The following is a 12,248-nucleotide window of genomic DNA, read 5'->3' on the forward strand; positions in this document are numbered from 1 at the left end:
CTCATGACCGGCATCACCCGCACAAGCGCCGATCTCGATCCGCGCCGCAAACGGATTCTTTTCCGCGCCTGGCACCGTGGTGTTCGCGAGATGGATCTGGTTTTTGGGCAGTTCGCCGATAACGAGCTTGCTGATCTGGCGGAGACCGATCTTGACGAGCTCGAAACGATCATGGGTGAAGAAGACACCGATCTGCTCAAGTGGGTGCTTGGATCGCAGCCAGTACCGGAGCGTTATCGCACGCCCTTGTTCAATCGGATCGTATCCTATCGGCCTGATTTTGACGTACTGTTTGACCATAAGGACAAAAACGCCTGATGATTGCCGGTTTTGATCCCAAGAACGTTGCGCGCGCCACCCGCGAGTTGACCATCGGCCCGGTTCCGGCCGGGGTCGAGCCGCTGATTCTTGCGGAGCTTGCCCGCGCCAACGGTCCGGTCGCCTATATTCTCTCGGATGGTCAGCGCATCGCCGATGTCGAACAGATGCTGGGCTTTGCAGCACCCGATATTCCGGTGTTGACGCTGCCGGGTTGGGATTGCCTGCCCTATGACCGCGTATCGCCCAGTGCCGACACATCGGCACGGCGCCTGGCAACACTGAGCGGTCTGATTGCGCATGCGAAAAAGCCGCATCCGGCCATCGTGCTCGTCACCGTCAACGCCGCGCTGCAGAAAATGGCACCGCAGGATATCATCGAAAATCTCGCATTTTCAGCGCGCCCGGGTGCCAGCATCAGGATGGACGATATCGCAGCCCGGCTCGGCCGCAATGGCTTCGAACGCGTCGCCACCGTTCGCGAAGTTGGTGAATATGCGGTGCGCGGCGGCATTCTCGATGTTTTCGTTCCCGGTAGCGAGGAACCCGTCCGCCTCGATTTCTTCGGCGATACGCTCGAAAGCATCCGGTCGTTCGACCCAGCCAGCCAGCGGACCACCGGACAGGCCCGCTCGCTCGATCTCAACCCAATGAGCGAAGTGTCGTTGACACCGGAAACGATCAGCCATTTTCGCACGCAATATCTGTCGATGTTCGGCGCGGCGACCCGTGACGATGCGCTTTATCTGGCGGTCTCCGAAGGCCGGCGATATGCGGGCATGGAACACTGGCTGCCGCTGTTTTACGGCAGGCTCGACACCGTGTTCGATTATCTTGCCGGCTTCCATATCGTCACCGACCATGTGGTTCGTGAAGCCGCAGCCGAACGCTCCAAGCTGGTTCAGGACTATTACGAGGCCCGCCAGTCGTCTGTTTCGCCAGGTAAGTCGCAGATTTCGCAGGGCACGCCCTACAAGCCGGTGCCGCCGGAGATGCTGTATCTGAGCGCCGAAGCGTTCAATGCCGCTCTGGTGTCGCGCAATGCCGTCCGCCTTTCGCCGTTCAGCGAACACGAGGGCGAGGCGCGCCAGGTCATCGCCGTCGATGCGCGCCTGGGTGTGCGCTGGGCAAAAAATGCGACGGAAGCGACCAGCGACGCCGAACGCGTCAATGTCTTCGATCTGGCCGTCAAATATATCGCCGACCGCCGTGCCAAGGGCGCCAAGGTGCTGATCTCTGCGTGGTCAGAAGGATCGCTTGATCGTCTGCTGCAGGTGCTGGTCGAACACGGCCTTGCCAATATCAAGCCGATCAAGGCGCTGTCTGAGCTCAATAGCCTGAAACCCGGAGAGGCGGCGTCTGCCGTGCTGAGCCTCGAAAGCGGCTTTGAAACCGGCAATCTCGTCGTCATCGGCGAACAGGACATTCTCGGCGATCGCATGGTCCGCCGCTCCAAACGCCGCAAGCGCGGCGCCGATTTCATCGCGGAAGTCGCTGGGCTCGACGAAGGCAGCATTGTCGTCCATGCCGAGCACGGTATCGGCCGGTTTATCGGCCTGCGCACCATCGAGGCCGCCGGTGCGCCACATGCCTGCCTTGAGCTGGTCTATGCCGATGAGGCAAAGCTGTTTCTCCCGGTGGAAAACATCGAGCTTCTGTCGCGCTATGGCTCGGAGGGCAGCGATGCCGTGCTCGACAAGCTCGGCGGCGTCGCCTGGCAGGCGCGCAAGGCCAAGCTTAAAAAGCGCCTGCTGGATATGGCCGGCGGTCTGATCCGCATCGCCGCCGAACGCCTGACGCGTCATGCGCCGGTGCTGACGACGCCGGAAGGCCTCTACGACGAGTTCGCGGCGCGTTTCCCCTATGACGAGACCGAAGACCAGATGACGTCGATCGAAGCCGTCCGGGACGATCTGGGCGCCGGCCGTCCGATGGACCGGCTCGTCTGCGGCGACGTCGGGTTCGGCAAGACGGAAGTGGCGCTGCGCGCCGCCTTCATCGCCGCGATGAACGGTGTTCAGGTGGCCGTGGTCGTGCCGACCACGCTGCTCGCCCGACAGCATTTCAAGTCGTTCACAGAGCGGTTTCGCGGGCTGCCGGTGCGCATCGCCCAGGCGTCGCGTCTGGTCGGCTCCAAGGAACTGGCGCTGACCAAGAAGGAAGTCGCCGAAGGCAAGACCGATATCGTCGTCGGTACGCATGCTCTGCTCGGTACCTCGATCAACTTTGCCAATCTCGGCCTGTTGATCATCGACGAGGAACAGCATTTCGGCGTGAAGCACAAGGAGCGGCTGAAAGAGCTGAAATCCGACGTGCACGTCCTGACGCTGTCGGCAACGCCGATCCCGCGCACGCTGCAACTGGCGCTGACGGGTGTTCGCGAACTGTCGCTGATCACCACGGCGCCGGTCGATCGCATGGCGGTGCGCACGTTCATCTCGCCCTTCGACGCGCTTGTCATCCGCGAAACCTTGATGCGCGAGCACTATCGCGGCGGCCAGAGTTTCTATGTCTGCCCGCGTCTGGCCGACCTCTCTGAAATCCACGATTTCCTCAGATCCGATGTGCCGGAACTCAAGGTTGCGGTCGCCCACGGCCAGATGCCGGCGACAGAACTCGAAGACATCATGAATGCCTTCTATGAAGGCCGCTACGATGTTCTGCTGTCGACGACGATCGTCGAATCCGGCCTCGACGTGCCCACGGCCAACACGCTGATCGTGCACCGCGCCGACATGTTCGGCCTGGCGCAGCTCTATCAGCTCAGGGGCCGGGTCGGCCGTTCCAAGGTCCGCGCTTTTGCGCTGTTTACGCTGCCGGTCAACCGGACGCTGACCGGCATGGCCGAACGCCGCCTCAAGGTGCTGCAATCGCTCGACACGCTGGGCGCCGGCTTCCAGCTGGCGAGCCACGACCTCGATATCCGTGGCGCCGGCAATCTGCTCGGCGACGAGCAGTCGGGTCATATCAAGGAGGTCGGCTTCGAGCTCTACCAGCAGATGTTGGAAGAGGCGGTTGCCGAGCTCAAGGGCGACGAGGAGATCGCCGACAGCGGCTGGTCGCCGCAGATTTCCGTTGGTACCCCGGTGATGATCCCCGACGATTATGTGCCGGACCTGCATCTGCGCCTCGGGCTTTACCGTCGTCTGGGCGAGATCACCGAACTGGGCGATATCGACGCCTTTGGTGCCGAGCTGATCGACCGCTTCGGTCCGCTTCCGCTCGAAGTCCAGCACCTGTTGAAGATCGTCTATATCAAGTCGCTCTGCCGAACCGCCAATGTCGAAAAGCTCGACGCAGGCCCGAAGGGCGTCGTGGTGCAGTTCCGCAACCGCGAATTTCCCAATCCGGGCGCACTGGTCGGTTATATCGCCAAGCAGGGCATCATGGCCAAGATCCGCCCGGATCACAGCATCTTCTTCCAGCGCGATTTCCCGACACCGGAAAAGCGGCTGGCGGGTGCTGCCGTCGTCATGACGCAGCTGGCGGGACTGGCAAAGACTTGAATGCGAACGAAAGCCGCGCAGGATTTGCGCGGCCTGTTGCAACGACTGGATGATGCGGGGTCAATTGATCTGCGACGTGTCCTTCATCTTGGCGATATCGCGCAGGGCATCCTCCAGCACCTCGACCGACTGGGCACCCATGACGGCATATTTGCTGTCGACGATGAAGCAGGGAACGCCGGTGACGCCCATGCCGCGCGCCATGTCGATTTCTTCGGAAACCGCGTCCTTGTCCGCATCCGAAGCAAGCAGAGCCGCAATGACGGTGCGGTCGAGACCGGCCTCAGTCGCAATGTCCAGCAGCACAGCGTGATCGCCGATATTGCGACCCTCTTCGAAATTCGCCTTGAACAGAAGCGAGGCGACCTCGCTCTGTGTGTCACCACCTTCGGTCAAGGCCCACCGGATCAGCCGATGCGCATCGAGCGTGTTGGGGCTGATGGTGACGGCATCGAAATCAAAGGCGATGCCCTCCTGCTCGCCAAGGCCGGCCAGCACCTTGTGTGCACGATCGACAGCCTCCTGGCCGCCGAGCTTCGCGGCGAGATGGGCCTTATGATCAACACCCTCCGGCGGCAGGTCCGGGTTGAGCTGATACGGCCGCCAGTTGACGGTGACGAGGATATCGCCGGCCACATTGGCGATCGCCTGATCGAGCCTCGTCTTGCCGAGATAGCACCAGGGGCAGACGACATCGGAGACGACATCGATATTGACATGGTTCATGGCGCTTGCTCCTTGCGCTGAAAATCGTTGATCAGCGACATAGGCGTCCCGGTTTGCGCTTTCAATGCGTTACCAAAAGTATACCGCCGCCAATTCCGGGTTACTGCACAGTTTCATCAAACCATACCGGCAGCTGATAGCCATAGAGCGGCACGACACTCGGGCGGCCGATGCGTTTTTCACGCGCAACCCATTGCGAGGCGACGTGATACAGCGGCACGAGATAGAAATTGGAGACGAGCAGGCGATCATGCGCCCGAACGGCGGCTGTGAAGTCTTCGACGCTGACGGCACGCAGGATGTGATCGACAAGCGTATCGACATCCTTGTCGGCGACTCCGGCAAAATTTGAGCTGCCTTGCTGATCGCGCGATTGCGATCCCCAATAGGTAATCTGCTCGATACCCGGTGAAAGGGAGGACGGGAACGATTTCATGATGATGTCGTAGTCGAATGACTGGGTGCGCTGTTGGTACTGCGAATCATCGACAGTGCGCACTGACGCGGCAATCCCAAGCGCTGCCAGCGAGCGCTGATAGGTCAACGCCAGTTTTTCCTGGCCCTCGTTCTGGGTCATGATCTCGAAGGCGAGCGGTATGCCCTGCGCGCTGAGCATCTTGCCGTCCTTGATGCCGTAACCGGCTTCGCGCAGCAGCGTCACGGCTTCGCGCAGCACATTGCGGTCGCGTCCCGAGGCATCGGTGACGGGCAGGCGGTAACTTCCGTCCAGGACCGAAGGATTGATGCGGTTCCTGATGTCGCCGAGTATTCCAAGCTCGCGGCCATCGGCGGCAACACCGAGATAGGAAAGACCCGAATTCTGCCAGAAGCTCTGCGTGCGAGTGTAAGCACCGTCAAAGAGGTTCTTGTTTGCCCATTCGAAATCAAAGACCAGCGCCAGCCCCTGACGCAACTTCGGGTTCTCGAACATCGGCCGTCGCGTGTTGAAGACGAAACCGAGCATGCCTGACGGCGTCTTCGGCGTGAACGTCTCCTTGATCACCTTGCCGGACTGGACGGCCGGGAAATTGTAACTGCGCGACCATTTCGTAGGGCTGCCTTCCGGGTAGACATCGATCTCACCCTTTTTGAAGGCTTCGAACAAAGAATTGTCCTGCAGAAAATACTCGACGGAAATCTCGTCGTAATTGTCGAAACCGACCTTTGTCGGCAGATCCTTCGCCCAGTAGTCGGGATTGCGCTTGTAAACGATCCGTTCTCCGGGTCTCACCTCGGCAACACGATAGGGGCCCGAGCCGAGCGGGAATTTAAGCGATGTCTGATCGAACGTCGCCACATCGGTCGCGTGCTTCGGCAGGATCGGCGTCATGGCGAGCAAAAGCGGGAATTCGCGGTCGGCTTTATCGTTGAATGTAAAGCGGACACTGCGGTCGCCGATTTTTTCTACCTTGTCGACCTTTGCCAGCCGCGTGCTGAACGGAACGCGGCCCTTGTCGCGAAGCAGTTCGAACGTGAAGATCACATCCTCCGGTGTCACCGGCTGACCATCGGCCCATTTGGCCTTCGGATTGAGGTTGAACTGGATAAATGTGCGGTCGTCGTCCCATTCGACCGTATCGGCCAGCAGGCCATAGAGCGAAAAGGCTTCGTCGCGCGAACGCTGCATCAGCGAATCATAGACGAGATTGCCATATTCCGGATCGAGCATGCCACGGGCCGTTGTGCGCATGCTCTTCAAGATGAACGGGTTAAGACTGTCGAAAGTGCCGACCACGCCATAGGAGACCCGGCCGCCCTTCTTGACGTCCGGCTTGACGTAGGGGAAGTATTTGAAATCGGCGGGCAGGGCGGGTTGGCCATGCATGGCGATGCCGTGAACCGGCTCTGCCTGCGCAGTCGCACCCGTGCCAAGCGTAACCAGCACCGAAATCAAACCCAAAAACAATGCGCGCAAAGCCCGCCTCCTGCTGTCGTCGTCTCGTGAATCACGGCAAATTAACACGTTGACCAGCATTTCCAACCAACCGATACTTTAAAAGCAAATGCTGACCCAACAACGGAACGCAAAAAAATGGCGGGGAGGCTGGATATCCGTCGCCGCTCCCTGTAACAGGTGTTCCCGGAGACGAGGGTCATGCAATTGCCTCATTTGCCCAACAGGAGAGCGGGCAGCTGACCATTGATCACGAGCGTCTTTAGACTGCTCAGACACCGGAATTCAGGAGACGGGTATCATTATGATCTTCAAGTCGAACTTTACCAAAAAGGCTGCTTTGTCGGCATTCGCCGGCGCAGTTGCTGTTGCCGCGATGCCGGCCGCGTCGTTTGCACAGCAGGCCTCTGGTGCCGGCCGTCCGCCCCAGGGTTGGTTCAAGGTCTGCACCAAGCAGGAAGACAACGATGTCTGCATCGTGCAGAACCTGTTGACGGCCAGCAACGGTCAGTTGATTACCGCAATCGGCCTGATCAGTGTTCAGGGCAAGGTCAACCGCAAGGTCCTGCAGGTTTCGGTTCCGTCGGCACGCCTCATTCCGCCAGGCATCCAGATGCAGATCGACGGTGGCAAAGGCTCCAAGCTCGACTACGCCATCTGCATGCCGGACAAGTGCGTTGCCGAAGTGCCGCTTAGCGATGCCGTTCTTGCCAGCCTGAAAAAGGGCAGCGAAGTGGTGTTCACCTCGGTTAACTTCCAGCGGGCGCCGAACCCGATCAAGATCTCGCTCGGTGGCTTCACCGGCGTCTTCGACGGCGAGCCGATCGAACAGTCCAAGCTCGAAGAGCGCCAGCGCCTGCTGCAGGAAGAAATGCAGAAGAAGGCCGAAGATGCGCGCAAGAAGCTTGAAGAAGCCCAGAAGGCTGCCAAGGCTAACTGATTGCCTGTTTCATCAACAAAAAGCCGCCGCGATCATCTCGCGGCGGCTTTTTGCATTTCAGGCTAAGGCCGTTATTGCTGACGGATCTCAGTGTTGAACAACCGCTTTCGGCTTGTACTGCCCGACAGTTTCCGGATCGAAGAAGGCGTTCACCTGCGAATGGCGCACTGGCTTGCCGCTTTCGTCCGAAATGAGGTTCTGTTCGGAGACATAGGCGACATATTCCGTTTCCTCATTCTCGGCGAGCAGATGGTAAAACGGCTGGTCCCTGGTCGGGCGGACTTCAGCGGGAATTGAATTCCACCATTCCTCGGTGTTTGCATATTCCGGATCGACGTCGAATATGACGCCGCGGAATGGAAACACGCGATGGCGAACAACCTGTCCAATCTGAAATTTTGCGTCTCTTTGTTTCATCATGATAGGTTCCTTTCGCAGTAGTATGTGGTGGTTTTTCCTCAAACATCAAGTGTGAAGCTCCGGCAGGAGATGGGCGCTCAACAGCGCGGATCGGCAGAGACAGAGTTGCTGTACGCCGTTGCTTGCCTCTCCGGGAAAATCGTCGTACCTCCCATATGAGGAGTTCTTCGATGGCGGATATGGCATGAGCAATCAATGGGGTAGGGACCAGCAAGTGACGCGCGGCCGCAACTCGTCCGGTCTGTTGCTGCCGGCCGTGCTCTGCCTGGCGCTGATCGGGGCCGGCGGCTATTTCTGGTTTGCCCGGCAGGCGATGCAGACGGACATTGCCGCTTTGACATCCAAGACTGCTTCGCTGACAGCAGAACTTGCCAAGGTCACGGTGGAAAAGGACAAGGCGACCAGTGATCTCGTCAAATTCAAAAAGAATTCCGGGAACTGGGCCGAGGAACTGGAAAAGGACTATGCCGAACTGAAGCTTAATGAAATTCCCAAGCTCAACCGGCTTCTTGACAAGCGCGACGCCGATATTTCAGCGCTTGAAAAGCTGCTTTCGAACGAAAAATCTGCGGCGAAAGCAGCCACCGATGATTTGACGGCAACGATTGCCGGGCTCAACGATCAGCTGAGCACGGCCAAGACCGATTCCGCCGATGCCCGAACGCAGGCGCAAAATCTTGGCGGCGAAAAGCTTACCCTGAGCAAGCAGATAACCAGCTTGAAGGTGGCTCTCGATAAGGCCACGGCCGACGCGGCGGCGGCGCAAAAAGCGCTGGAGCAGAAGGTCACTGAAGCCGGGAAAGAGCCTGCGACCTTCAAATCAGCGCTCGATCTCGCCCGTGACGTGCAGATCAAGACGCTGGAACAAAGCCTCGGCGAAGAACGCCGCAAAGTTGAGACGCTGCAGAAGCAGCTTGAGGATCAGGCCCAAGCCGCAGCTAGAATTGCACCGGAAACGCAATCCGATACACCTGTGATCGACAAGCCGGTAACCGAAACTGGCCAGACTGGCCCGGGCGCAGGACTGGTGCCGCGTGACCGGCTGATGGTGGACAATATTATCGGCAAGACGCGCGGCGTCGGTTTTCTGGATGATGAGAAGAAACAGCGGCTGAAGGACCAGCTGGCGTCAGGGGCTTGTGTCACCGATGCGCTTGAAAGCGTCTTTGACAAGGTACCGCTGATCCTGATGCGTAACCTGATGCGCGATTTCAAGAGCGATTGCTGACAACCGGTATCCGCCTGCCTGGCCGATGCCATATGGGGAGAAAACACGATGTTCCGAAAGGCTTTCATGGCCGCGACGATGCTGACGGCGCTTGCGCTCAATCCGGTATCGGCAGCCGAGTTCGAAAAGAACATCATGACCGGGGGGCCGCAAGGCACCTATATCCAGATCGGGCGGGATGTTGCAGCCCTCGGCAAGACGTGTGGCCTGACACTCAACGTCAAGGAATCTGCGGGTTCTCTGGAGAATTTCGTCGGCGTCCGCAACAGCAAGAATACCCAGTTCGGCATCGTTCAGAGCGATGTGCTCGAATATCTGAAAACATTCGAGGCCGACGATCCGGAAGTGCAGCAGGCCGTGCGCGGCGTACGCATCATGTTTCCGCTCTATAACGAAGAAATCCACGTTCTCGGCCGCTCCGACATCAAGGACATGGGAGATCTTGCAGGCAAGAAGGTTGCCGTCGGCGTCAAGGACAGTGGCACCTTCCTGACTTCGTCGCTGATCCTCGACATCCTTCAGGTAAAGACCGGGGAACGGGTACCACTCAATCCGGATGCAGCCCTGCCAAAACTTCTCGCGGGCGAGATCGATGCCTTCTTTTACGTCGCGGGAGCGCCTGCAGCGCTGTTCAAGAACAATCCGATCGACGGTTCGAAATTCCATCTCGTGCCGATCACCGAAGCACCGCTCCTGGCAACCTACACGCCTTCGCGGATCGAGACCGGCACTTATACGTTCCAGAAGGAGCCCGTGGATCTGATCGCCGTCAAGGCGGTGATGATGACCTATGACTATGACATCAAGCGCAACGCTTACCAGCGGGAAAGCTGCAAGGCCGTCTCGGAGTTTTCAAGCCTCATCCTCAACAATCTCGACAAGCTGCAGGCAAGCGGTCATCCGAAATGGAAGGAGGTCGATCTCACAGCACTGCCTCCCGGATGGCAGGTCGGCGTCTGCGTCAAGGCCGGCATGGCGCTTGACTACAAGCCGGCATGCACGGCGCCAGCGGCCGCAAGCGAGCAACCGGACGGCAACGAGGAATATCTCAATCTGCTGAAAGAACGGCTGAAGAAGAAGTAGAGCGACCCCACCCTATCCTGCAAACAAAAGGCCGGCTTTCGCGGGAAAGCCGGCCTTTTGTTTGAGGCGGACCCGCCAATGACGGGTCCGAAGGCTGTTAGGCCGAGTAGTACATGTCGAATTCGACCGGATGCGGGGTCATTTCGTAGCGCATGACCTCGACCATCTTCAGTTCGATATAGGAATCGATCTGGTCGTCGTCGAACACGCCGCCGGCGGTCAGGTACTTTCGGTCCCTGTCGAGGCTTTCCAGCGCTTCGCGCAACGAACCGCAGACGGTCGGTATCTTCTTCAGTTCCTTCGGCGGCAGGTCGTAGAGATCCTTGTCCATGGCCTTGCCGGGATGGATCTTGTTCTTGATGCCGTCGAGGCCAGCCATCAGCATGGCGCCGAAAGCGAGATAGGGGTTTGCCAGCGGATCAGGGAAGCGGACTTCGACGCGCTTCGATTTCGGACCCGTGCCGAACGGAATGCGGCACGAAGCCGAACGGTTGCGAGCCGAGTAAGCCAGCAGAACCGGTGCCTCATAACCCGGGACGAGGCGCTTGTAGGAATTCGTCGTCGGGTTGGAAAAGGCGTTGATTGATTTTGCGTGCTTGATGATGCCGCCGATGAAGTAAAGGCAGCTTTCCGACAGGCCGGCATATTCGTCGCCTGCGAAGGTCGGCTTGCTGTCCTTCCAGATCGACATATGGACGTGCATGCCCGAACCGTTATCGCCGAAAATCGGCTTCGGCATGAAGGTTGCCGTCTTGCCGTAGGCGTTTGCGACCTGGTGGACGACATATTTGTAGATCTGCACCTTGTCGGCATTGCGGACCAGGGTATCGAACCGGACACCGAGCTCGTGCTGGGCGGCGGCCACTTCGTGGTGCTGCTTTTCGACGGTGACGCCCATTTCGGTCAGGACCGTCAGCATTTCGGAACGCATGTCCTGGCAGCTGTCGATCGGGGGAACTGGAAAATAGCCGCCCTTGACGCGTGGACGATGACCGAGGTTGCCGGTCTCGTAATCGGTGTCGTCGTTCGACGGCAGTTCCGACGAATCGAGCTTGAAGCCGGTATTGTAGGGATCCGCCTTGTACTTGACGTCGTCGAACACGAAGAATTCCGGTTCCGGACCAACAAAGACGGTATCGCCGATGCCGGACGCCTTGAGATAGGCCTCGGCCTTCTTGGCGATGCCGCGCGGGTCGCGGTTATAGGCTTCGCCGGAGACCGGATCGAGAATGTCGCAGACGATAACCATGGTGGACTGCGCAAAGAAAGGATCCATGTGCACGGTCGCCGTATCCGGCATCAGCACCATGTCGGACTCGTTGATGGCCTTCCAGCCGCCGATCGACGAGCCGTCGAACATGACGCCGTCAGCGAACATGTCTTCATCGACACAGCCGACGTCCATCGTCAGGTGATGCAGCTTGCCCTTCGGGTCGGTAAAGCGCAAGTCAACGAACTTGACGTCGTTATCCTTGATTTGCTTGAGGATATCATTTGCAGTCGTCATTTTTTGAAGTCCCTCTTTTGAGATGACGAGGTAGGGCCTGAACCGAACGGTCAGGCGGATTAGATGGCGTCGATGCCGGTCTCACCGGTACGGATGCGGATGACCTCCTCGATATTGGAGACGAAGATCTTTCCGTCGCCAATCCGTCCGGTCTGGGCGGCATTCCGTATGGCCTCGATCACGGCCTCCGCGTTTTCGTCAGCCAGTACGACTTCAACTTTCACCTTCGGGAGAAAATCAACAACGTATTCCGCCCCACGATACAGTTCCGTGTGACCCTTCTGGCGTCCAAAGCCCTTGGCTTCGGTGACGGTGATCCCCTGCAGGCCAACTTCCTGAAGGGCTTCCTTCACTTCGTCCAGCTTGAAAGGCTTTATGATCGCTTCGATCTTTTTCATGAGAAAATGTCTCTCCGCTTCTCCCGTTATGGCAGGCTTATGCCCGCTCACCCTCAGTATGCATTTTACATGCCAGATGTGGCAAATGCGATGCTGTTTTGGGTGAAACACCCGCAGCTTCGATGATCATATCCCTTTCTCCGGAATAAACAGCGCCATTTGCCTATTTTTTATGAATTTTTCTGCGTTAAGGGGCTTTGTCCTCAACACGTGTCGGGCGGTGCTGCG

10 protein-coding genes are annotated in these 12,248 nt (G+C 58.6%); 5 read left to right on the forward strand and 5 right to left on the reverse strand.

All coding sequences use genetic code 11. The annotated features are described in order from the left end of the window. Positions 1–3 precede the first annotated feature (3 nt). Both ACP7E6_RS13885 and mfd read left to right on the forward strand, forming a co-directional pair. The gene (locus ACP7E6_RS13885) at positions 4–318 is read left to right on the forward strand and encodes a succinate dehydrogenase assembly factor 2 (RefSeq protein WP_113312551.1); all 315 of its coding nucleotides are present in this window, start codon (positions 4–6) and stop codon (positions 316–318) included. Then, complete coding sequence (gene mfd / locus ACP7E6_RS13890) at positions 318–3,824, forward strand: transcription-repair coupling factor (RefSeq protein ID WP_426230298.1); 3,507 nt, start codon at positions 318–320, stop codon at positions 3,822–3,824. The genes ACP7E6_RS13885 and mfd overlap by 1 nt, the downstream gene beginning before the upstream one ends. Positions 3,825–3,884: 60 nt before the next feature. On the opposite strand, the gene ACP7E6_RS13895 is transcribed toward mfd, so the two are convergent. Then, positions 3,885–4,550, reverse strand: coding sequence for a DsbA family oxidoreductase (locus ACP7E6_RS13895; RefSeq protein ID WP_426230299.1), 666 nt, complete (start codon positions 4,548–4,550; stop codon positions 3,885–3,887). Between the two features lie 100 nt (positions 4,551–4,650). Then, entirely contained in the window at positions 4,651–6,525 is a 1,875-nt protein-coding gene (locus tag ACP7E6_RS13900) for an extracellular solute-binding protein (RefSeq protein WP_426230300.1), read from the reverse strand. Positions 6,526–6,748: 223 nt separating this feature from the next. Here ACP7E6_RS13900 and ACP7E6_RS13905 point away from each other — a divergent pair, with 223 nt between their 5' ends. Next, complete coding sequence (locus tag ACP7E6_RS13905; RefSeq protein ID WP_426230301.1) at positions 6,749–7,384, forward strand: invasion associated locus B family protein; 636 nt, start codon at positions 6,749–6,751, stop codon at positions 7,382–7,384. Positions 7,385–7,471: 87 nt separating this feature from the next. Here ACP7E6_RS13905 and hspQ read toward each other — a convergent pair whose 3' ends face one another. Beyond that, positions 7,472–7,801 carry a heat shock protein HspQ gene (hspQ, locus tag ACP7E6_RS13910; RefSeq protein WP_113312585.1) on the reverse strand — a complete coding sequence of 110 codons (330 nt, stop codon included), beginning with the start codon at positions 7,799–7,801 and terminating at the stop codon, positions 7,472–7,474. Between the two features lie 187 nt (positions 7,802–7,988). Between hspQ and ACP7E6_RS13915 the strand changes: the two genes are divergently transcribed. Together ACP7E6_RS13915 and ACP7E6_RS13920 are read left to right on the forward strand one after the other, a co-directional pair. Then, positions 7,989–9,032 (forward strand): hypothetical protein, encoded by a 1,044-nt coding sequence (locus ACP7E6_RS13915; RefSeq protein WP_426230302.1) that lies wholly within the window; start codon positions 7,989–7,991, stop codon positions 9,030–9,032. Between the two features lie 48 nt (positions 9,033–9,080). Beyond that, positions 9,081–10,115, forward strand: coding sequence for a TAXI family TRAP transporter solute-binding subunit (locus ACP7E6_RS13920; RefSeq protein WP_426230303.1), 1,035 nt, complete (start codon positions 9,081–9,083; stop codon positions 10,113–10,115). A gap of 97 nt (positions 10,116–10,212) precedes the next feature. Here the strand turns inward: ACP7E6_RS13920 and glnA are convergent, their stop codons facing one another. Together glnA and ACP7E6_RS13930 are read right to left on the reverse strand one after the other, a co-directional pair. Then, positions 10,213–11,622, reverse strand: a complete 1,410-nt coding sequence (gene glnA / locus ACP7E6_RS13925; RefSeq protein ID WP_426230304.1) for a type I glutamate--ammonia ligase — start codon at positions 11,620–11,622, stop codon at positions 10,213–10,215. Positions 11,623–11,681: 59 nt separating this feature from the next. Continuing rightward, complete coding sequence (locus ACP7E6_RS13930; RefSeq protein WP_018324798.1) at positions 11,682–12,020, reverse strand: P-II family nitrogen regulator; 339 nt, start codon at positions 12,018–12,020, stop codon at positions 11,682–11,684. Positions 12,021–12,248 lie beyond the last annotated feature (228 nt).

Origin of the sequence: Pararhizobium sp. DWP3-4 (assembly GCF_049898205.1) — a bacterium.
Taxonomy (GTDB): Bacteria; Pseudomonadota; Alphaproteobacteria; order Rhizobiales; family Rhizobiaceae; genus Pararhizobium.